This is a genomic window from Massilia sp. CMS3.1 (assembly GCF_051262535.1).
GTDB lineage: Bacteria > Pseudomonadota > Gammaproteobacteria > Burkholderiales > Burkholderiaceae_D > Telluria.
Genome location: NZ_JBIMES010000018.1, coordinates 49,153 through 69,624, shown reverse-complemented (window position 1 = coordinate 69,624; position 20,472 = coordinate 49,153). Strand labels below are relative to the sequence as shown.

The following is a 20,472-nucleotide window of genomic DNA, read 5'->3' as shown; positions in this document are numbered from 1 at the left end:
GGCAGCGATGCCCGTTTTTTTTCGTCCGTACTAGCGGCGCCATGCTGTTGTCATGCCCGCACGCTCGTGCGTTAAATTTCCATGTGGAATCAATGTGTTGTCGGCATACCTCATCTGGAAGGAGCCGGCCTTGCGCCATGTCATTCTCCTGTCAAATTGCCTCCGTAATATTGTTTCTGGTAATAAAATGCCTATCAGCATAGACAACAAGTGTTCTACACCCTTATCTCCTTAGGAAGCCCATGAAAATGCACGCTGCAACGAAAACACCGGCCGGCCGGTTGACTATCCTGGCCGCACTGCTGGCCGGATTGTCGACCAGCGCGTTTGCCGCCTCGCCCGATCTGGTCATTAGCCGGGTCTTCGGTGGTGCCGGCAGCGCCAGCGCGACTTATAACCGCGAGTACGTCGAACTGTTCAATCGAGGCAGCGCTGCCGTCGGGCTGAAGGGCAAGAGCCTTCAATATGCGTCAACGGCGGGCACTTGGTCGTCGACGAGTGTTTTGCCGGAGGTGACTTTGCAGCCGGGCCAATACTTTTTGGTAGCAAGCACGGTTCAGACGCAAGGCGGAAGCCCGCTCCCTGACGTCAACCATGAGTGGAGCGTGCAGATGGCGGCGGGATCGGGCAAGGTCGCACTGGCCGACACCACGGTCCAGATGACGGGCGCGACGCAAGGCGCGATCATCGACCTGGTCGGCTACGGTACTGCCAACCTGAGCGAGACGCAGGCGGCGGTGTCGCCATCGGCGACGACCGCGCTCCAGCGTGCTGCGGCGGGCTGCACGGATACCGATCACAACCGGAACGACTTCACCGTCGGGCCGACGCCCCTTCCGCGTCATGCCGGCACGGCGTTTAACGTCTGCTCGGGCGGCGGCACGGACCCTGATCCGGTCCCGGTGGCGCAACCGATCGTCGCCACCTGTCCCGCCAACCTGCAGGTCACCCAGGGCAGCGCCGGCAGCGCCGCCTTGAGCGCCACCGACAAGGACAGCATCGTCAACAGCGCGATGCTCGCATCGGGCGCGGTCACGGGCATCGAGCTGCGTGATTTCGTCGCAGCCTCCGCCACAGGCGCGAGCGCCAGCGCCACCCTGAACGTGGCCGCCGGCGTCGCCGCCGGCAACTACCCGGTCACGATCAGCTTCGCCAACAACGATGGCCAGAACGCCACTTGCAGTGTGAGTGTGCGCGTCGCAGGCGAATTGACGATCCCGCAGATCCAGGGTACTGACCCAAAGAGCGCCTACAGCAATTCCGTGCAAACGACCCAGGGCGTTGTCACGGCGACCGTCGGCAGCGGCTTCTTCCTGCAGGACCCGAACGGCGACGGCAACCCGGCGACCTCGGACGGCATCTTCGTGTTCGGATCGAGCGCCGGCCTGGCGGTGGGCGACTTGGTGCGCGTGACCGGCACCGTGACCGAATATGTTCCGACCGGCGCACCCCGTTCATACACCGAATTGACCAGCTTGACCGCAACGAGCAAGATCGGCAGCGGCAGCATCACCCCGACCAATGTCGAGATGCCGAACGCCGACCTGGCCCGTTTCGAAGGCATGCTGGTGCGCTTCACCACACCGCTGACGGTCAATGGCAATGGTTCCCTCGGCGCCCGCGGCGAGTTGACGCTCTCGAGCGGCCGGCGCGAGATCCCGACCAACCGCTACGTGCCGGGCTCGCCTGAAGCACGTGCGCTGGCGGCAAGCAACGCGGCCAATGTCGTCGTGCTCGACGACGGTATTTTTGTAACGCCGGCGACTATTCCTTATCTGTTCCAGGACGGCACCGTGCGTAGCGGCGACACCGTCACCGACCTCACCGGCGTGCTCGATTACGGCGCCAGCGGCGACGTCGGCGCGGCCTTCAAGCTGCAGCCGACCGTGACGCCACGCTTTTCGCGCACCAACGAGCGTCTGGCGGCGCCGCAAGTGGCTGCAGGCAACGTCCGCGTCGCCAGCGCCAACGTGCTGAACTTCTTCACCACCTTCACCAACGGCGCTGATGCCTGGGGCCGCACGGGCCAGGGCTGCAAGATCGGCAACACGACCAACCGCTCGAACTGCCGCGGCGCCGACAACATGGCTGAATTCGTGCGCCAGCGCGACAAGATCGTCGCTTCGCTGTCCGCGGTGAATGCCGATGTCGTGGGGCTGATGGAGATCCAGAACAACGACGACATCGCCGTCGCTTATCTGGTCGAGCAGCTCAACGGCGCGATGGGCGCGGGTAGCTACGCGGTTGTGCCCAAGCCTGCGGCAACGGGCACCGATGCGATTCGGGTGGCGATGATCTACAAGCCGAAGTCGGTGAGCATGGTGGGCGCTGCGCTGTCGGACGGCGACGCCGTCAACAACCGCGCCCCGATTGCCCAGACCTTCAAGGCAGCCAACGGCGGCAAGTTCTCGCTGGTGGTGAATCACTTGAAATCGAAGGGTGGCTGCGGCGGCTCCAGCGGCGGCAATGCCGACAACGGCGACGGCCAGGGCTGCTGGAACGCCAACCGCGTCGAACAGGCGACACGCCTGCGCGACTACTTCCTGCCGCAAATCGTGACTGCCGCGAACGATCCTGACGTGCTGGTCGTGGGCGACATGAACGCCTACGGCATGGAAGACCCGATCCGCCTGCTCAACGCGGCGGGGTATGTCAACGAGATCGAGCGCTTCGTGCGTCCGCAGGGCATTCCCTACTCGTACGTGTTCAGCGCGGAAAGCGGTTACCTCGACCATGCACTGGCCAGCAGCAGCCTGTCGGCGCAGGTGGCCGGCGTGACCGAGTGGCACAGCAATGCGGACGAACCGGAAGCGATCGACTACAACCTCGAAACCACCGGCCAGGATCCGTATCGCGCCGATCCTTACCGCGCATCGGACCACGACCTGGTGGTCGTCAGCCTGAACCTGGCGCCAACCTTTGCCGACGTCACCGCGTCGGCCAAGATCGTCAAGTCCGGCTTCACCCAGAACCGCACAACCGGCAAGTTCATGGGCACCGTGACCATCACCAATACCGGCAGCGCGCCGCTGACCGGCCCACTGCACCTGGTGCTGCAAGGCCTGACGGCGGGCGTTTCGCTGGACGGCAAGAGTGGCGACACGGTCGGCGCGCCTTACTTGACGCTCCCTGGCAACTCGCTGGCCGCTGGCGCTTCCGTGACTGTCACCACCGTCTTTACCAATCCAGCGCGCGCAGGCTTTGGCTACACCGCCAAGCTGTTCTCCGGCACCTTCTGAGGAAATACTCCATGTTCAACCTGAAAAACCTGTTCACCCACGCGCTGCTGGCGCTCATGCTCGTCACCGGCGCAGCGTCGGCCGCTCCGACCTATCACGTGACGATCGACACCACGAGCCTGTCGGGCAGCGGTGTACTGGACTTCCTGTTCAGCGGCGACGCCGATCTGGCCGCTCCGGCAACGGCAACGCTGAGTAATTTCATTGGGAACCTCGGCAGCAGCGAGACCTACGGCGATGTCAGCGGTAGCACCGGCACGACCTTCGTGTTTGACAACGTTAATGGTTTTGCCGAGTTGCTGCAGTTTGTCAACCTGGGCGGGAAGTTCGGCTTCGATCTGAGCTTCGGCCTCTCGTCCGCAGGCGATGGCACCAGCTTCAGCTTCGCACTCTACGACGAATCCTTCAACTACCTCGGCGTCAACGGCGATCTGGCCCAGTTCCAGCTGTTGCCGGAAAGCGGAATCAGCGTGTCGGCCAATAATGCCTTGGTCGGCGTCGCGCTCGTGAGCGACGTGCCGGAACCGGCGACGCTCGCTTCGCTGGCACTCGGCCTGGCCCTGATGGGTTCGACGCTGCGCGCGCGCAAGCACTAAGCACGTCGGCAGCAAGCACGTCGGCAGCAGAGGTGCTCGAAGCACATCCGGCGAAGGCCGGGTGTGCTTTTTATGTAGCTGCCCTGGCGGCGCATCGCATCGATGCGCAAGCCTTCGGCCTTGCCGTCGATGACGCGCAGGCCGCTGCAGTTCTGGTCGGCACAATCTGGCCATGGCGTCCGGCCGGTGGCAGCCGGGTCGATCGAAAGGTCGACGACACGGGTGGTGGCCGCGGTCTGGACAAGGGGCAGGCCGTTTTCCGGTGCCGCGCCGCCGCAGGCGCTGACGGCGGCGGAGATCATGATGATGCTGAAAAAGGTAGGCAGGCTAAAGGTTTTCGCTTCATTTCCCGCAGTTCTTGCTGTTCTTGAAACGAATCGTTCTTGACCCTTGCGGCAACGCGGGCGATTATCTGGTGATGCGAACACTCCTCCTTTCCCTGATCATGGCCTGCACCGCTTGTACAACCAACGCCGGAGCGCCTCCCGATCGACCACAACCCACACCTCCCTCCATGAACAAACCCACGCCCACCCCCACCTCCGGTGCCGCAGCGGGTGGCACACTCGAGCAAATCCGCGCGATGATCGGCAGCGCTTCCTGCACCGACACATCCCAGTGCCGTACCTTGCCGATTGGTGCGCGCGCCTGCGGGGGGCCGGAAGCCTGGCTGCCGTATTCCACGGCCAAGCTCTCGGAACCGGCCTTGCAGGCGCTCGCCGGGCGCTACACGTCGGAGCGCCAGGCGGAAAACGAGAAGTCCGGCATGATGTCGACCTGCCAGTTCATCCCGGATCCGGGCGCCGAATGCCGCGCCGGCACTTGCCAGTTGCGCAGCGGCACCGCCGGATCGCAGGCGATGTAAGCGCCGCCAGCGGCCTTGTCTCATAAAAAAAGGCTGCGCCCTCGCGGGTACGCAGCCTTTTTACATGCCGGGGCTGTTCGCCCCGGGATGGATTCGCTTACAGTGCCGTGTCCTTCGGCTTCGCACGCTCGACCGCCTCGGCCAGTGGGACCGGGTTGTTGGTTTCCACCCTGAAGACGGTGGTGGAAGCCAGCCCGCCTGCGGCGTCGAGCAACTGCATGGCGCCGGCGTAACGCTTGCCAGCTGGCAGGCCCGACCAGCTCGCGCTGACCGATGCCGTGCTGCTTGCATACACTTTAGTCGGCACCAGCACACGGAAGTTGCCGCCACGGTCGGACGACGTCACCACTGCCGAAGACAGGCTGAAGTCGGTCGACTGTCCATTGGCCGCCGTGTAACCGATCACGCAGACGCGGTAATTGCCCGCTGCAGGCGACGGCATCACGATCGACTCGTTCGAGCCGCCATGCAGCGCAGTGGCGACCACATTGCCCGCGCCGTTGAGCAGCGCCATATCGAGGTCATCGCTGCCTTTGCCGTTGCCCGTGTCGCGGTCGAACAGTTCGAACTGAGCCAGTACGGCGCCGCTCGGAACAGTGACCGGCACTACCCGGACACCCGGTCCGGCAGCGCGGCAGGCGGTCTGGATTTGCGCGACCGTTTCGACCGAGCCGCCCGGTGCCTGGGTGACGTTGTACGCGGTGCGGCTGATTTCCTTGAGGCCGCCGTAAACCGTGTTCATCTTGCCGGTGAAGCCAGTCGTGACGCTGATCGATTTGGACAAGCTGGCGCGATTGCTCACGATGGTGCCTGGAGCCACGACCGGGGCGCCCGAACGTGCGACAACGGGGCTGCGCACCACGTGGCTGCCGTCGGTCCAGCTCATCGTGCCGAACTGCCAGGTGTTGCTTGGCGCGTTGCTGCGGGTCAGGGTGACGGTGAATGGCTTGGTCTCGCCAACGTTCAGGCTCAGCGAGGCAGGGCTGACCACCGCCGTATAACCCGGCACCGAAATGCTGGCGTTGTAGGTCGCTGCGCTGGTGCCGACGTTGGTGACCGAGCGGTTTACCACCACCGAGCCGAGCACGTTGCTGACCGAAATCGACGGCATGTTCAGGTTGTAGCCCACCATGGTGCCGCCCGCGCATTGGGTGCTGACGCCGGCGCCGCACATGTACTTCTTGTAGTCGGCTTCGGTCGCGTCATAGACCAGGCCAGGATCGGCCGCGGAGTTCGGATTGACGTGGCCCGCACCTTGCGCGAACGGCAGGATGCCGCGCGTGTCGCCCGAGGCAATCGCGTCAGGCAAGGTGTTGTAGCCGGTAGTCATCAGGGCCGACTTGATGGCAGCCGGGCTCCAGCTCGGGTGCAGCTGGCGCAGCAGCGCAGCCAGGCCGGCGACGTGCGGGCTCGACATCGACGTGCCCTGCAGTGGCGCCCAGGCGGCCGGCGGTACGTGGGTGCCGTTGATGATGTCGGCGCGCTCCGCCTGTGTCTGGTTCGGCGAGTGCGCGGCCAGGATGTCCACGCCTGGAGCGGTCAGGTCCGGTTTCAGCAAGTTGGGATCGAACATGTTCGGTCCGCGCGACGAGAACGAGGCCATCACCGGCGCCGGAACGCTTGCGTCGGCGACCGGACGCACGTTGCCCAGTGCTGCCGTGGCGCTGCCCGGATTGGCGGCAATGTAGGTCTTCAGCCTGGCGCCGTCGGCAGCCACGATGTGGACCGTCGGGATCGTGTGCCCCTGCACGATGATGGTATTGGCGCTGGTTGGCGTGTTCGCGATGATCATGCCGACGGCGCCGGCAGTGCGGCCGTTCGCGCTCTTGTTGACCAGTATGTTGCCGCCGCGGTCACACACCAGGATCTTGCCGCTGACCTTGGCCGGGTCGAGCAGGGGGGCGCTGCCATCAGCCGCGCCAAAGCACAGGGCCAGGTTGGCGGCGTTGGCCGGGTCCATGCCGTCCACGGCCGCGTCCTTGGCCAGCACGAGTGGCGCACTGGCGGTCTTGGCGTTGTTGGAGGCGCCCGACAGGACTTCGCCGCTGCCCAGCGTGGCGTCGCCGACGTAGGTGCGGTTGTGGGTCGATGCCGCGACCGTGGTCAGCCATGGGCTGATGTGGGCGACGGTATTGGCCGGTCCGGCGTTGCCAGCCGAGGCGGCAACGAAGACACCGGCGTTCGAGGCGTTCCGGAAAGCTTGCTCGACCGGGTCGGTGATCGAACCACCGCCGCTGATCGAGTAGTTGATGATGTTGACGCCATCGGCGACCGACTTCTCGATCGCGGCCACGCTGTCGCCAGTGAAGCAGGCGTTGCGCACGCCGTTCGCCTGGGCCGCATCCAGGTAGGACCAGCATACTTTGTAGGTTGCCAGGCGTGCGCGCGGCGCCATGCCCGAGACGGAACCCAGGCCCACGCCGGCCACCGTCACATCGACGTTGGCGTTGCCGCCCGCGGTGCCCGCGGTATGGGTGCCGTGTCCGCCCCAGCCCGCGTTGGCGAGCGAGTCGCGCGGCGACTTGAACTCGGTCCAGTCGGTCGTCTTGTTCTGTGCCAGGTAGCTCGCGTCGAAATACTGCGCGCCAATCAGCTTGTTGTTGCAATTGGCAACCGTGAAGCCTTCGCCGGTCTGGCAAATGCCGCGCCAGGAAGCCGGCGGCGCCGAGTAGACGATGGTGCCGCTGTTGTCGAAGGTCGGCTTGCCGTTGGCGTCGACGCGGTCGGCGAAGGCCGGATTGTCGGGCGAGACGCCGCCGTCGACGATGCCGATGATGACGTTCTCGCCGGCACTCGTTTTACCGCCGAGCTTGCTCCACAGGCCGTCCGGCTTGTCCAGGCCGAGGAAGTCCGGGGTATAGCTGGTGACCATCGAGCGCGGCGTGTCGGCCGAGACGTCGGCGACGTCGCTGCGGGCTTGCAGGGCGCGCACTTCGGCGTCGGTCAGCATCGCGGCAAAGCCGTTGAGCACCACGCTGTAGGTGTAGCTCACGGGCGCGTCGGCGATGGCAGCCTGCACGGTGGCCTGTTTCTGGCCGAGGTAATCGTTGTACAGCTGGACGTCGTTCGAGGCGAGGTCGAGGCGCTGGCCCGGGGCCGGCTGGGTGGCATTCAGGCCATTCACTTCGCCGTTATACGAGGCGATCGGCTTGTCGACCAGTTGGACGATGTAGGGGCGGCGCATATCGTCTGCATGAGCGGCGAGCGTCAGGCTCGACAGTAGCAGCAGAATGGCGGCGGAGACAGGGCGCATTTTCATTGAGATTTTCCTTGTTGGGTAGGGAGGCAATTACAGGCTCTTGCTGCTTTTGCGGCGACGTGCGAAGGCGACGCCAGCCATACCCAGGCCGAACAGCGCGAAGCTTGCCGGTTCCGGAATCTCTGTCAGGTTGATGTTGTCGATGCCGAACTGGCCGCGGTTGGTCGAAAATGCCGAGCAGTTGCCGGCGGTGTTGCAGGTAAAACCAAAGAAGATGGCCTCGGTGAACTGCAGGCTGGAAAACGCGGCGCTGGTGTTGAAACGGCCGAAGTTGAAGCCGCTGGCCGAAGGCCCGGCCAACTGGTAGGTTTCGGAAACCGAACTGCCATTGGCCATGAAGCCCTGGACGCGCAGGAGGCCGGAAACGGCAGGGTAGCTGGTCAGCACCGGGCTGCCGCCGATAAAGCCGGCGTCGAAGGAGTTGATGCTGAACCTGGCGCGCAGGGTCGACGCCGTGATGTCGACATAGCTGTCGTTCAGGGCAGCGTAATACGTGCCCGGATTATTCACCGGGCAAGCCATCCCGGTGCAGGACTCGGCGTCGGTGCCGTCCAGGAACGAGCCAACGAAGTCTTCGCCGGCGACGGCGCCAGGCACGTTCGAGAAGAAGCCGATGTTGTAACCGGATTGCGAGATGAACTCGTTATGCGTGGCGGGGCCGAAGTAGCCTTCGAAGTCGATGACGCCAGCTTGCGCGGAACCTGCCAGCAGGCCGGTCGCGCCAAGCACGGAAACGCACAGCAGTTTTTTCATGGCACCCGAGGTGTTCTGCACAGCAGGGGTAATTGAGCGAATCATCAGTCTGTCTACCTTTATCGTTAAGTTTTTTATGGCAATGATTTGGTGCTGTGCGCTTACCGCTATTTTTCACCCGCAATGTTTCCGTACGGGTTGTCTTCGAATATAGCAAACGATATAAGATGCATGTAAAAAATTGTAACGTCGAAAATATATTTTTTAGATCAATTTCCCAGAGAAAATTTCGTTTCTCCTGTTAAAACGCCAAGCCGAGGATGCAGCGAGAGTTTGTTTTAAATCTGCGACATAGTTGCGGTATGTCAATAGTTGAAATTTTTATGCGGCAGCGTCGGGAATGCCGTTCGGCGGCCAGCCGGCAAGGCCGGGCAGTAAAGCCCGCCAGGCTGCGTCCGCTGGCCGGCGGCGTGACAACAAAGAAAATTTGTCGCAAGAGTTGGCAGCGTGGTAGCCTTGCACGCCGAATCTGAAGCATGTCGGATAGCAAGTGAGCAGTCATGCCGACAGTGGTGCCGTTTTATTCGTGGAGCAATCGAGGAGTCAGTCGGATGTGTGCAGCAATGAAACAAAGCCGGACCTTGCGCCGGCGTGAGGGCGGCTTCACGCTGCTCGAGTTGTTGGTCGTGATTGTCATCATCGGTTTGCTGGCCGCCTATGTCGGCCCCAAATACTTCAGCCAGCTCGGCAAGTCGCAAGTGACCATCGCCAAGGCCCAGATCGAAGCGTTCGAGAAGTCGCTCGATACTTACCGGCTCGACGTCGGCCGCTATCCAACGGCCGAGGAAGGCCTGGCTGCCCTGATGAGCGCGCCGCCCGCGGTGGCGCCGAAGTGGAATGGCCCCTACCTGAAAAAGGGCATCCCGCCGGATCCGTGGGGCCATCCTTACCTGTACCGTTCGCCGGGCAGCAAGGGCGAATACGAGATCGTCTCGACCGGCCGCGACGGCCAACCGGGCGGCAGCGGCGAAGACGCCGACGTCAGCTCGCAGTAATCCCTACGCTCAACGGAAGCGGTTTCCATGCAGTTTGTCGTCCGCACGCTCGCGCCTGACATGTCCATTGCCAGCCAGGTCGTCGATGCGCCCGACGAGGCCGACGCGCGCCGCCAGTGCGAGTCGCGCGGCCTCTTCATCAGCGCGGTCGAACCGATGGGCCGGGGCTTGGGACGGCGCAAGAGCACGCGCCACCTGTCCCTCGTGTTGTTCAGCCAGGAGTTGCTGGCGCTGCTGTCGGCCGGCCTCGGCATCGTCGAAGGGCTGGAAGCCCTACTCGAGAAGGAAGCCAGTCCGGGCGCGCGCGGCGTTCTTGAGCGCCTGCTCGGCGGCCTGCGCGAAGGCAAGCGCTTTTCGCGGGTACTGGCGGAGCAGCCCGATCTCTTTCCCCCCTTATATGTCGGCATCGTGCGCGCCGCCGAAGGTACCAGCGACCTGCCGCGTTCGCTCTCCCGGTTCATCGATTACCAGCAGCGTATCGACCTCGTGCGTGCCAAACTGGTCAGCGCGGCGATCTACCCGGTCATCCTGTTGATGGTCGGCGGCGGCGTGAGCGCCTTCCTGATCGGCTACGTGGTGCCGCGTTTTGCCGAGGTTTACCAGGGCGCCGGGCGCGACCTGCCGTGGATGTCGAAGATGCTGCTCGGCTGGGGCCAGTTCGCGTCCAGCCATGGCGCGCTGCTGGCCACGGGCGCGGCCCTGTTGCTGACCGCGCTCGTGCTGGGACTGCGCCGCCTGTCCGCAAGCGGCGCGTTGGCGCGCCTGGTCCAGCGCCTGCCCGGCATTGGCGAGCGCGTGCGCATCTATGAACTCTCGCGCCTGTACCTGACGCTCGGCATGCTGAGCGAAGGCGGGATCGTGATCGTGCAGGCGATCGACACCGTGCAGGGCATGGTCTCGCCGGCGGTGCGGATCCGCCTGGCGCAGGCGCGCGCCGCCATCGAATCGGGCCAGCCGCTGTCGAACGCGTTCGAGGCCCATGGTCTGACCACGCCGATTTCGCTGCGCATGCTGCGGGTCGGCGAGCGTACCGGCGACATGGGGCCGATGCTGACCCAGTCCGCCGCTTTCTACGACGGCGAGATCAGCCGCTGGATCGACCGCTTCACCCGCACCTTCGAGCCGCTCCTGATGGCGGCCATCGGCCTGATCGTCGGTGCCATCGTGGTATTGCTGTACATGCCGATTTTTGACCTTGCCGGAGACATGTCCTGAACGCGCCCCTGCTCAATGGCCAATTCGATGCCGCACTGCTGGCGCGCGCCCGCGCCGCCAGCCGCGTCTCGCACCGCCCGCTGGTGGCCGAACTGGAAGCGGCCAGCGGCCTCGAGCCGCGCCAGATCGTGCAGGCGCTGGGACAGCCCTTCGGCCTGTCCGTGATGGAAACGGCCGAGATGCTGAGCCAGGCGCCGGCCTTTGACCTGCTGCCGCTGGCACTCGCGCTGGCGCGCCACTGCGTGCTGCTGCGCGGCGCCGATGGCGTGTTGACGGGCGTGATCGCCGATCCCTTCGACCTCGATTTGCAGACCTGGCTGGCGACGCAGGCACGCGCCAGCGCCGGCGCGCCCTTACACACGCGCCTGGCGCTGCAGTCCGATATCCAGGCGTATTTGTCGAAGCAGGAAGAATCGGCGCGCGCGGTCGATACCCTGGCGCCGGGCGCGGGCGAAGGCCGGCGCGACGGCAAGACCGCCGCCGTGCTGTCCTTCGCCTCGGTCTCGGAAGGGGCCAGCCCAGCCGTCAAGCTGGTCAACTCGACCCTGTACGATGCATTGAAAGCCGGGGCGTCCGACATCCACCTCGAGAGCACGGCCGGCGGCCTGGCGGTGAAATACCGCATCGACGGCGTGCTCGATCATGCGACCTCGGTCGGCGGCGTCGAGACGGCCGAACAGATCATCTCGCGTTTAAAAGTGTTGGCCGAACTCGACATCGCCGAACGCCGGGTGCCCCAGGACGGCAGCTTCCGGGTCGAGGCGGGCGGGCGCGAGATCGACCTGCGCGTTTCGATCATGCCGAGCATTCATGGCGAGGACGCGGTGATTCGTATTCTCGACAAGCGCGCCATGATCGAAGCCTACGGCGCGCTCACGCTGGAGGCCCTCGGGTTCGACGCACCCTCGCTGGTTACCTTGCGCACGCTGGCGCAGGAAGCCTACGGCATGCTGCTGGTGACCGGGCCGACCGGCTCGGGCAAGACCACGACCCTGTATGCTGCCCTGACCGAAATCCATAACGGGCGCGAAAAGATCATCACCATCGAAGACCCGGTCGAATACCAGCTGCCCGGCATCCTGCAAATTCCGGTCAACGAAAAGAAGGGTCTGACCTTTGCGAAGGGTTTGCGTTCGATCCTGCGCCACGACCCGGACAAAATCATGGTCGGCGAGATCCGCGACCGCGAGACTGCCGAAATCGCGGTGCAGTCGGCCCTCACCGGCCACCTTGTGCTCACCACCGTCCATGCGAATAACGTGTTCGACGTGTTCGGCCGCTTTACCCACATGGGGATCGATCCGTACGCCTTCGTGTCGGCCCTGAACGGCATCTGGGCCCAGCGCCTGATCCGCACCAACTGCCCGCACTGCGCGGCCCAGTACTCGCCGACGGACGCCGAGCTCGAAGGCGTGCACCTGGCGCGTGCCGAGGTGGGCGACTACGTCTTCATGCGCGGCAAGGGTTGCGGCGACTGCCGCGGCACCGGGTACAAGGGCCGCCGTTCGATCGCCGAGATCCTGACCCTGAACGACGAGATCCGCGAGCTGATCGTCGACAAGCGCCCGATCCGCCAGATCAAGGCCGCCGCGCATGCGAACGGCACCCGCAGCCTGCGCCTGGCGGCGCTCGACCTGGTACGGCGCGGCGCCACGACGCTCGACGAAATCAAGCGGGTGACCCTCCATGCTTGAGCGCTTCATGCACACCTATCGCATCGGCGTGGCTGCCGACAGCCTGGCGCTGGTCCAGGCCCGGGGCGGCTGGCGCCCGACAAGCCGCCTGCTGGCCGAAACACCGGTCGACGCGCTCGAGGGCGGCGCGGCGCTGGGCAACAGCCTGCGCCGCCTGCTGGCCGATGTGCCGGCCGCCGGCCGCCCGGTAGCGGTGGTACTGGCCGACGACCTGGCGCGCATCTGGCAAGTCACGCCGCCCCAGGGCGCCAGCCGCATGGCGGACCTCGAGGCCGCCGCCGCCTTGCGCTTCCAGGCCCTGTTCGGCGCGCCCGCGGCCGGCTGGCGGATCAGCGCCGACTGGGATGCGGACCGGCCGTTCCTGGCCGCGGCGCTGCCGGCGCCGCTGCTGGCCAGCTTGCAGGGGCTGGCGGCCGAGCATCGGTTCCATCTGGTGGAAATAACGCCGCAATTCGTCGCCGCCCTGAACGGGTGGCGCAAGCTGCGCCGCCCTGGCGCCTGGTTCGCGCTGGTGCACGGCGCGGTGCTGACGCTGGCCGTGTTCGAGAAAGGCGCGCTCGCGGCCGTGCGCACGGCCTTGATTCCGCCAGGCAGCGACCGCGCCTGGCTCGCGGCCCATATCGCGCGCGAAGCCTTGCTGGTCGGGGTCGGGGAGCCGGCCCTTGTGCAGGTCTGCGGCGGTGCGCCGCGCGCCTGGGCCGGCGCGGCGTGCATGCTGCTCGGCGGCGACATCGCATCCGACTGGTCGGGCGCGGCGCGGCTGGCTGTCACCGGGAGCGTGGCATGAAGCGCGTACGGATCGACTTTGCCGCACGGAGCCTGCGCCGCACGCTGTTCCATACGCCACGCCTGGCCTGGGTGTTGCTCGGCGCGGGGATCTGCCTGTCTGTGCCTGCGGCGCTGGTCGCCAACCAGTACGTGGCCGAGGAGCGAAGCTTCGAGGCGGAACTGGCGGCGCGCAACACGCGGGCGGCAACGCCCCTGGCCGCCCAGGCAGCGGTGCGTGCGCCCGCTGCGCCGCTCCTTACCGCGGCCCAGGCCAGCGCCGTGAACGCCGCCATCCTGCAACTGAACCTGCCGTGGCGCGACCTGCACGACGCCATCAAGGCGGCGACGCCCGCCTCGGTAGCGCTGCTGGCGCTCGAACCGGACGCCAAACGGCGCGTGCTGCGCGTCACGGCCGAAGCGCGCAGCAGCGACGACATGCTGGCCTATGTCGAACGCATGCAGAACGTGGCGTGGTTCGCCGGCGTGGCCCTGACGCGTCACGAAATCAACGACCAGGACCCGAACCGGCCGATCCGCTTCCAGTTCGAAGCCCAATGGAGGCCGCAATGAAGCGCAGCACCATCAAGGCCGCCTGGCTGCGCCTGCAGATCGCGCTGGCGAACGCCAGTCCGGTGGCGATCGGCGCGCTGCTGCTATGCACCTGCGCGGCGGCGGCAATCGCGTGGCTGGTTCCCGCGCGCGCGCTGGTCGAGCAGGAGCGCGTGCTGGCGCGCCGCGTGGCCGCTTTGCCGGGTGCGCCGGTACGCGTCGCGCCTCCGGCCACCGACGACTATCACCTGGCGCTGTTCCACGGCGCGCTGGGCGAACGCCGCTACACCGGCCAGCAGGTCAAGACGCTGTTTGCACTGGCTGAAAAATCAGGCCTGGTGCTGCGCCAGGGCGAGTACAAGGCGGCTTACGATCGCAATGCGCGCTTGCATACCTACCAGGTGAGTTTGCCGGTGAAGGGCAGCTACGGCGCCATCTGGCAGTTCGCGCTGGGGGCGCTGCGTGCGATTCCCTTCGCCTCGCTCGACGAGATCAGCTTCCGGCGCGATACGATCGGGGAGGCGCAGGTGGAGGCGCGCCTGCGCCTGACCCTGTACCTGGGCGAGCGCCCGGGAGAGGCGCCGTGAAGACGCGTCACATGATCATGGGCGCCGCGCTGGTCGCGGCGGCGGCGCTGGTGGCCTTTGGCGACAATAGTCCCGAGGGCGATCTGGCCGAGCCGGTGGCGCGCGCCGCGCCCACCGCAGAGGACGGCAAGCTGGCTGCGCGTGCGCAGAGCCCGGCAGTGCTGCCGGCGCTGGCGGCCGGGGCCGGCACGGTGGCGCCCGGCAGCAAGAGCGCGCCCCACATCCTGCGCCTGCTGCCGCGCCATGCACTGGTCGGCCTCGCTGGCGTGAAAGGGGGCGCGGACGTTTTCGGCAGCCGCGACTGGACGCCACCACCGCCGCCGCCGCCCGCGCCGGTCGCGCCGCCACCGCCACCGCCGCCGAGCGCGCCGCCGCTGCCGTTCACCCTGCTCGGCAAGGCGCTCGAGAACGGCGCCTGGGAAGTGTATCTGGCGCGCGCCGGCAAGACTTATATCGTGAAACCTAAAACCGTCATCGACGGTACCTACCGGGTCGACGCCATCGCGCCGCCCTTCCTGACCCTTACCTATCTGCCCTTGAACCAGGTTCAGCAGCTTAATATTGGAGCATTCGACTGATGGCTAGTCATCCGAATGGCATGTCCCGGCCGGCGCCGCGCGCGCTCGCCACGACGCTGCTTGCCTTGCTACTGGCCGGCTGCGCCGGCCAGGGCGCCTTCCGCGAGGGCAACGAGCTCGTTGCGCGCGACCAGGTCGAAGCCGGCCTGGCCAAGTACCGCGAAGCCGTTGCCGCCGATCCGGGCAATGCCGCGTTCCGCGCGGCCCTGCTGGGGGCGCGCGACCGCGCCGCCACGCGCTTGCTGGACAGTGCGCAGCGCCGGTTGGCCGCCGGCGAGGCCGCCCTGGCGGCCCAGGAATACGCCCGTGTGCTGGCCTTCGACCCGGCCAACGAACGCGCCCGTGCCGGGCTGCGCCAGGTCGAGGCCGACGCCCGTCACGTCAAACTGATGATCGCGGCCAACGAGGCCTTCGAGCAAAAGGACCATGAGACGGCGCGTCAGCACGCCACGGCGGTGCTGACCGAGCGTCCGGACCATGAACCGGCGCGCCTGTTGATGGCGAAAATCAACGAGGCGGCCGCGCGGCCGGCGCCGGGCGGCCTGGCCGCCGCCTACCGCACTCCGATCAGCATCGAATTCCGCGACGTGGCCCTGAAGCAGGCCTTCGAGGTGATCGCGCTGCGCTCGGGCTTGAATTTCGTGTTCGACAAGGACGTCAAGACCGATGCCCGCACCTCGATCTTCCTGAAGAACAGCAATGTCGAAGCCGCCATTTATTTCCTGTTGATGAGCAACCAGCTCGAACAGCAGGTCATGGACGGCAACACGGTGATGGTCTATCCGAATACCGCGGCAAAATTGCGCGAATACCAGGAGCAGACGGTCAAGACGTTTTATTTGGCCAACGCCGACGCCAAGACCATCGGCAATACCCTGAAGACGATTGTCAAGTCGCGCGACGTCGTGATCGACGAAAAGCTGAACCTGGTGATCGTGCGCGACAGTCCAGAGGCGATCAAACTGGCCACCAAACTGGTGGCGCTGCAGGACGTGGCCGAGCCGGAAGTGATGCTCGACGTCGAGATCCTCGAGATCAAGCGCAGCAGCATCACCGAGCTGGGTATTGCCTGGCCGACGACGCTCGGTTTCGCGCCGCTGCAGGGCGCCGGCGGCGCGCCGCTGACGATCGACGCGCTGCGTGGCCTGGCAAGCAGCAGGATCGGGGTGAGCGGGGTGTCGGCCAGCCTCACCGCGAACCGCACCGATGGCGATTCGAATACCCTGGCCAATCCGCGCATCCGCGTGCGCAACAAGGAAAAGGCGAAGGTCGTCATCGGCGACAAGGTGCCGAACATTTCTGCCACTGTGTCCACCAATGGGGCGGTGGGCAATTTTGCGACCGAAAGCGTCACCTATGTCGATGTCGGGCTCACGCTCAACGTCGAACCGACCATCTACCTCAACAACGAAGTGGCGATCCGCATTTCGCTCGAAGTGAGCAACGTGGTCGATACGCTGCGCACCAACTCGGGTTCGGTCGCCTACCGCATCGGCACCCGTTCGGCCAGTACCATGCTGCAGCTGAAGGATGGCGAAAACCAGGTGCTGGCCGGCCTGATCAACAACGAAGATCGCAGCAGCGGCAGCAAGGTGCCGGGCCTGGGCCACTTGCCGATCGTGGGCCGCCTGTTCGGGCGCACCAACGACACGCTCGACAAGACCGAGATCGTCTTGTCGATCACGCCGCATCTGGTGCGCACGCTGCAGCGTCCGCCGGCGGGCGCCTCGGAGTTCGGCGCCGGTACCGAGGCGAACTTCCGCCGCCGTCCGGAAACGCAGAACATCGTCGTGACGGGTACGGCGGTGCGTGCGCCGGCGGCCGGCACTCCCGCGGCACTGCCGGGCCAGGCGCCCGCGGCACAGCCGGCGCCCGTGTATGCACCTGTGCCCGGCCAGGGCCTGCCGTCGTCGGCGCTGCCGACCACGCCATCGCTGGGCGCGCCTGCGCCCGCGCCTGCAGGTGTGATCCTCACGCCGGCCCCTTCCGGCGTCGTGATCACCCCGATCCCGGCCCCGCAAAGCGTGCTGCAAAACCCGGGCCGGTAATCGTGCGTCGATCCGGCCGCGGCTTCACGCTGATCGAACTGCTGGTGACGCTGGCGATCCTGGCGCTGCTCGGCACGCTGGTGGTGCCGGTGGCGCAGGTCACGGCCCAGCGCAAGCAGGAGGGGGAACTGCGCCGGTCGCTGCGCGAGATGCGTCACGGGATCGACGCCTACAAGAGGGCCTTCGACGAAGGGCGGATCACGCGCACCATCGGGGCCACCGGTTACCCGCCGAAGCTGGAACTGCTGGTCGAGGGCGTGCCGGACCTGCGCAGCCCAAAGCGCGCCAAGATCTTCTTCCTGCGGCGCCTGCCGCGCGATCCGTTCAATCCCGATCCATCCCTGCTCGACGCCGAGACCTGGGGCAAGCGCAGCTATGCCAGCGAAGCGGATGAGCCGCGCGAAGGCGACGATGTGTACGATGTGTATTCGACTTCCAACCGGCCCGGCCTGAACGGCGTGCCGTACAACCGGTGGTGAGCATGAAGTCAACGATGGCGCGCCCGCGCGGCTTTACCCTGATCGAACTGCTCGTGGTGCTCGGCATTATCGCCTTGCTGCTGACGCTGGCGGTGCCGCGCTTTTTTCCGAGCATCGACAAGTCGCGGGAAACGATCCTGGCCGAAAACCTGCGTAACACGCGCGACATCATCGGCCAGTACTACAGCGATACGGGACGCTATCCGGATTCGCTCGAGCAGCTGGTGGAGAAAAAATACCTGCGCGCGCTTCCGGTCGACCCACTCACCGAGAGCAGCACCAGCTGGACCGTCGTCGCGCCCGAGGACGGGGCGCTGGGCGGCGTCTACGACCTGCATAGCGGCGCGCCCGGTAACGACCGCAGCGGCAAGCCCTACGCCGACTGGTAGACATGGAGCGGCGCGCGCACCGGCGCCAGGCCGGCTTCACGTATATCGGCCTGATCGTGTTCGTGACGATCATCGGGCTGGTCGGCGCGGCCACCTTGAAAGTCGGCGCGCTGTTGCAGCGCGCCGAAGCGGAAAACGAATTGCTGGCCATCGGCGCCGAGTTCAGCGCGGCGCTGGCCAGTTACGCGCAAGCAACGCCGGCGGGCCAGCCGCAGCAGCCGACCTCGCTCGAAGCCTTGTTGCGCGACCCGCGCTTTCCGACTCCGCGGCGCCACCTGAGAAGGATATTCGTTGACCCCATCACGGGGCGCGCCGAGTGGGGGCTGGTGCGCGCGACAGAGGGCGGACCGATTATCGGGGTGCACAGCCTGTCGCAATTCCAGCCGCTGAAGATCGCCAACTTCGATGCGCGCTTTGTCAATTTCGACCGCAAACGGCACTTGTCGGAATGGCGCTTCACGGCCAACGGGCAGGGGCCGGCCGCGACCGCCGGCACGCCGGGACAAGGCGCCGGCCCTGAGGTGACGATGTTCCCGCCGCCGCCCCAGCCTGCGGTCCCGGTGGCTGCCCCGGTCGAGGAGCAGGCGGTGTTGCGCGAAGTGGTGCCGCCGTCGGCGCCGGAGACGCTGCCAGCCGAAGAAGGCGAAGAAGCCGAGGAGGAAACGCCGCCGGAGACCACCGAGCCGGCGTCGGTGCCGACGCAGTCGGGTGTTTGAGCCCCGTTATTTGGCGCGGCGCTTGAATTCGCGCGGGCGAAATCCCAGTGCAAGGAGCACGCCGAAATAGCTGATCCCGCTGGCGGTAATAATGCCGAGCAGGGCGCCGGCGCGCATGAACGGCTGGGCGCGCATGCCGATCCAGTCGAATTGGGCCTGGCCGAACCAAGCGACTGCCCCCATCACCGACACGGCGACGATCAGCTTGAAAAAGAAGCTGCCCCATCCCGGCTGCGGCTCGTAGATCCGGCGCTTGCGCAGGCCGCGATAGAGCAGGGCCGCGTTGATGCAGGCGCCCACGCCGATCGACAGCGCAAGACCCGCAACGCCCAGCAGCGGCACGAAGGCCAGGTTCAGCAGCTGGGTGACGACCAGCACGCCGACGGCGATGCGCACCGGCGTGCGTACGTCCTGGCGCGCGAAGAAGGCCGGCGCCAGCGTCTTGACGAGGATGAAGCCCAGGAGGCCCGCACTGTAGGCCATCAACGGCAGGGTCGAGGCAGTCACGTCGTCGCTGTCGAAGGCGCCGTAGTGGAACAGGGTGGCGATCATCGGCTCGGCGAGGGCCGCCAGGCCGACCGCTGCCGGAATGGCCAGCAGGAAGGTCAGGCGCAGGCCCCAGTCGAGCAGCGACGAGTATTCGCGGGTGTCGCCTTCCGTGTTGGCCTTCGCCAGGCCGGGCAGCAGGATCGTCCCCAGCGCCACGCCGAGCAGGGCGGTCGGCAATTCCATCAGCCGGTCCGCGTACTGCAGGGCCGTGACGGCGCCCGCCGCCAGTGAGGCCGCGATCGTGGTGTTGATCAGGAGGCTGATCTGGGCGGCGGCAACGGCGAATACGGCCGGTCCCATCTTGCCGAGCATGCGGTGCACGCCGGCGTCGCGCAGGCCGACCAGCGGATTGATCGACACGCGCGGCAGCATGCCGATTTTGACCAGGGAAGGGATCTGGAGTCCGACCTGCAGTACGCCGCCGATGCAGACGCCCACGGCCATTGCATAGATCGGCTGCGCGAAGTAGTCGGCCAGCACGAGGGCGGCGAAGATGAACGACAGGTTCAGCAGCACAGGTGTGATCGCGGGAATCTTGAACTGGCGCCAAGTGTTGAGCACGCCACTGGCGAGCGCGACGAAGGCCATGCAGGCAATGTAGGGGAACATCATGCGCGTCATGACGACGGCGGCATCGAAGGCGGCCGGCTCGCGCTGCAGTCCGCCGCCGATCCAGTAGATCAGGACCGGCGCGGCCACGATGCCGGCGATGCTGACCAGCACGGTTGCCCAGATCAGCACGGTTGCCACATGGTCGACCAGGGTCTTGGTGGCTTCCTGGCCGTGTTTCGTCTTGTATTCAGTAATGATCGGCACGAAGGCCTGGGAGAACGCGCCTTCGGCAAACAGGCGGCGCAGCAGGTTCGGCAGGCGGAAGGCAATGTTGAAGGCGTCGGTGAAGTTCGAGGTGCCGAAGGCGGCCGCGAACAGGCTTTCGCGGAGCAGTCCCGTGACACGTGACACCATGGTCATGCTGGAAATGGCAGCGAGGGTCTTGAGCAGATTCATGGGGCGAGATTATAGCTGGGCGACACCCCTTACGGAGTTTGTATACCGGCAAAAATCAAGAATGAATTGCCGGTAAAGGATTCCTTCGCTATAATCGTGGGCTGTACTGAATTCTGTTGGCAGACACAATGTTTTGGCAGGCACTGGAATGGGCCAGTTTGACTCGCTAATGTTTGCAAACGCAA

At 65.9% G+C, this 20,472-nt stretch carries 18 protein-coding genes; 14 read left to right on the top strand and 4 right to left on the bottom strand.

The genetic code is table 11. The annotated features are described in order from the left end of the window. The first annotated feature begins 242 nt into the window (after positions 1 to 242). The gene (locus tag ACHAC9_RS21625) at positions 243 to 3,239 is read left to right on the top strand and encodes an ExeM/NucH family extracellular endonuclease (RefSeq protein ID WP_435763332.1); all 2,997 of its coding nucleotides are present in this window, start codon (positions 243 to 245) and stop codon (positions 3,237 to 3,239) included. Between the two features lie 11 nt (positions 3,240 to 3,250). After that, entirely contained in the window at positions 3,251 to 3,835 is a 585-nt protein-coding gene (locus ACHAC9_RS21620; RefSeq protein WP_435763330.1) for an NF038129 family PEP-CTERM protein, read from the top strand. Here ACHAC9_RS21620 and ACHAC9_RS21615 read toward each other — a convergent pair. After that, positions 3,832 to 4,263, bottom strand: coding sequence for a hypothetical protein (locus ACHAC9_RS21615; protein ID WP_435763328.1), 432 nt, complete (start codon positions 4,261 to 4,263; stop codon positions 3,832 to 3,834). The genes ACHAC9_RS21620 and ACHAC9_RS21615 overlap by 4 nt on opposite strands. Before the next feature lie 86 nt (positions 4,264 to 4,349). On the opposite strand from ACHAC9_RS21615, the gene ACHAC9_RS21610 reads away from it, so the two are divergent. Next, on the top strand, positions 4,350 to 4,700 hold the full coding sequence (locus tag ACHAC9_RS21610; protein WP_435763326.1) for a hypothetical protein: 351 nt from the start codon (positions 4,350 to 4,352) through the stop codon (positions 4,698 to 4,700). A gap of 97 nt (positions 4,701 to 4,797) precedes the next feature. Here ACHAC9_RS21610 and ACHAC9_RS21605 read toward each other — a convergent pair whose 3' ends face one another. Together ACHAC9_RS21605 and ACHAC9_RS21600 are read right to left on the bottom strand one after the other, a co-directional pair. Further along, complete coding sequence (locus tag ACHAC9_RS21605; RefSeq protein WP_435763324.1) at positions 4,798 to 7,959, bottom strand: S8 family serine peptidase; 3,162 nt, start codon at positions 7,957 to 7,959, stop codon at positions 4,798 to 4,800. A 30-nt stretch (positions 7,960 to 7,989) separates the two neighbouring features. Beyond that, complete coding sequence (locus ACHAC9_RS21600) at positions 7,990 to 8,757, bottom strand: NF038120 family PEP-CTERM protein (RefSeq protein ID WP_435763322.1); 768 nt, start codon at positions 8,755 to 8,757, stop codon at positions 7,990 to 7,992. 518 nt (positions 8,758 to 9,275) lie between these two features. On the opposite strand from ACHAC9_RS21600, the gene gspG reads away from it, so the two are divergent. From gspG to ACHAC9_RS21545, 11 genes are read left to right on the top strand one after another with little or no spacing between them, the layout of a single operon-like run. Further along, positions 9,276 to 9,707, top strand: a complete 432-nt coding sequence (gspG, locus tag ACHAC9_RS21595; protein WP_435763320.1) for a type II secretion system major pseudopilin GspG — start codon at positions 9,276 to 9,278, stop codon at positions 9,705 to 9,707. Positions 9,708 to 9,734: 27 nt separating this feature from the next. Further along, positions 9,735 to 10,922, top strand: a complete 1,188-nt coding sequence (locus ACHAC9_RS21590; RefSeq protein WP_435763318.1) for a type II secretion system F family protein — start codon at positions 9,735 to 9,737, stop codon at positions 10,920 to 10,922. Beyond that, on the top strand, positions 10,919 to 12,616 hold the full coding sequence (locus ACHAC9_RS21585) for a GspE/PulE family protein (protein ID WP_435763334.1): 1,698 nt from the start codon (positions 10,919 to 10,921) through the stop codon (positions 12,614 to 12,616). Before ACHAC9_RS21590 ends, ACHAC9_RS21585 begins: the two co-directional genes overlap by 4 nt. 7 nt (positions 12,617 to 12,623) lie before the next feature. After that, positions 12,624 to 13,403 (top strand): hypothetical protein, encoded by a 780-nt coding sequence (locus ACHAC9_RS21580; RefSeq protein ID WP_435763315.1) that lies wholly within the window; start codon positions 12,624 to 12,626, stop codon positions 13,401 to 13,403. Further along, entirely contained in the window at positions 13,400 to 13,954 is a 555-nt protein-coding gene (locus ACHAC9_RS21575; protein WP_435763313.1) for a PilN domain-containing protein, read from the top strand. The genes ACHAC9_RS21580 and ACHAC9_RS21575 overlap by 4 nt, the downstream gene beginning before the upstream one ends. Continuing rightward, positions 13,951 to 14,520, top strand: a complete 570-nt coding sequence (locus ACHAC9_RS21570; RefSeq protein WP_435763311.1) for a hypothetical protein — start codon at positions 13,951 to 13,953, stop codon at positions 14,518 to 14,520. Before ACHAC9_RS21575 ends, ACHAC9_RS21570 begins: the two co-directional genes overlap by 4 nt. Beyond that, on the top strand, positions 14,517 to 15,098 hold the full coding sequence (locus tag ACHAC9_RS21565) for a hypothetical protein (RefSeq protein WP_435763309.1): 582 nt from the start codon (positions 14,517 to 14,519) through the stop codon (positions 15,096 to 15,098). The genes ACHAC9_RS21570 and ACHAC9_RS21565 overlap by 4 nt, the downstream gene beginning before the upstream one ends. Continuing rightward, on the top strand, positions 15,098 to 17,146 hold the full coding sequence (locus ACHAC9_RS21560) for a secretin N-terminal domain-containing protein (protein WP_435763307.1): 2,049 nt from the start codon (positions 15,098 to 15,100) through the stop codon (positions 17,144 to 17,146). The genes ACHAC9_RS21565 and ACHAC9_RS21560 overlap by 1 nt, the downstream gene beginning before the upstream one ends. A 2-nt stretch (positions 17,147 to 17,148) precedes the next feature. Next, on the top strand, positions 17,149 to 17,625 hold the full coding sequence (locus ACHAC9_RS21555) for a type II secretion system protein (RefSeq protein ID WP_435763305.1): 477 nt from the start codon (positions 17,149 to 17,151) through the stop codon (positions 17,623 to 17,625). A gap of 2 nt (positions 17,626 to 17,627) precedes the next feature. Further along, the gene (locus ACHAC9_RS21550) at positions 17,628 to 18,014 is read left to right on the top strand and encodes a type II secretion system protein (RefSeq protein WP_435763302.1); all 387 of its coding nucleotides are present in this window, start codon (positions 17,628 to 17,630) and stop codon (positions 18,012 to 18,014) included. 2 nt (positions 18,015 to 18,016) lie between these two features. Then, entirely contained in the window at positions 18,017 to 18,730 is a 714-nt protein-coding gene (locus ACHAC9_RS21545; RefSeq protein WP_435763300.1) for a type II secretion system protein, read from the top strand. A gap of 6 nt (positions 18,731 to 18,736) precedes the next feature. Here ACHAC9_RS21545 and murJ read toward each other — a convergent pair whose 3' ends face one another. Beyond that, the gene (gene murJ / locus ACHAC9_RS21540; protein ID WP_435763298.1) at positions 18,737 to 20,287 is read right to left on the bottom strand and encodes a murein biosynthesis integral membrane protein MurJ; all 1,551 of its coding nucleotides are present in this window, start codon (positions 20,285 to 20,287) and stop codon (positions 18,737 to 18,739) included. Positions 20,288 to 20,472 lie beyond the last annotated feature (185 nt).

Excerpts from the sequence above, each read along its gene's own strand:
- ACHAC9_RS21560 (WP_435763307.1), top strand. The coding sequence starts at position 15,098 with ATGGCTAGTCATCCGAATGGCATGTCCCGGCCGGCGCCGCGCGCGCTC.
- ACHAC9_RS21625 (WP_435763332.1), top strand. The coding sequence starts at position 243 with ATGAAAATGCACGCTGCAACGAAAACACCGGCCGGCCGGTTGACTATC.
- ACHAC9_RS21600 (WP_435763322.1), bottom strand. The coding sequence starts at position 8,757 with ATGATTCGCTCAATTACCCCTGCTGTGCAGAACACCTCGGGTGCCATG.
- ACHAC9_RS21550 (WP_435763302.1), top strand. The coding sequence starts at position 17,628 with ATGAAGTCAACGATGGCGCGCCCGCGCGGCTTTACCCTGATCGAACTG.
- ACHAC9_RS21545 (WP_435763300.1), top strand. The coding sequence starts at position 18,017 with ATGGAGCGGCGCGCGCACCGGCGCCAGGCCGGCTTCACGTATATCGGC.
- ACHAC9_RS21590 (WP_435763318.1), top strand. The coding sequence starts at position 9,735 with ATGCAGTTTGTCGTCCGCACGCTCGCGCCTGACATGTCCATTGCCAGC.
- murJ (WP_435763298.1), bottom strand. The coding sequence starts at position 20,287 with ATGAATCTGCTCAAGACCCTCGCTGCCATTTCCAGCATGACCATGGTG.
- ACHAC9_RS21580 (WP_435763315.1), top strand. The coding sequence starts at position 12,624 with ATGCACACCTATCGCATCGGCGTGGCTGCCGACAGCCTGGCGCTGGTC.
- ACHAC9_RS21610 (WP_435763326.1), top strand. The coding sequence starts at position 4,350 with ATGAACAAACCCACGCCCACCCCCACCTCCGGTGCCGCAGCGGGTGGC.
- ACHAC9_RS21605 (WP_435763324.1), bottom strand. The coding sequence starts at position 7,959 with ATGAAAATGCGCCCTGTCTCCGCCGCCATTCTGCTGCTACTGTCGAGC.
- ACHAC9_RS21570 (WP_435763311.1), top strand. The coding sequence starts at position 13,951 with ATGAAGCGCAGCACCATCAAGGCCGCCTGGCTGCGCCTGCAGATCGCG.
- gspG (WP_435763320.1), top strand. The coding sequence starts at position 9,276 with ATGAAACAAAGCCGGACCTTGCGCCGGCGTGAGGGCGGCTTCACGCTG.
- ACHAC9_RS21575 (WP_435763313.1), top strand. The coding sequence starts at position 13,400 with ATGAAGCGCGTACGGATCGACTTTGCCGCACGGAGCCTGCGCCGCACG.
- ACHAC9_RS21620 (WP_435763330.1), top strand. The coding sequence starts at position 3,251 with ATGTTCAACCTGAAAAACCTGTTCACCCACGCGCTGCTGGCGCTCATG.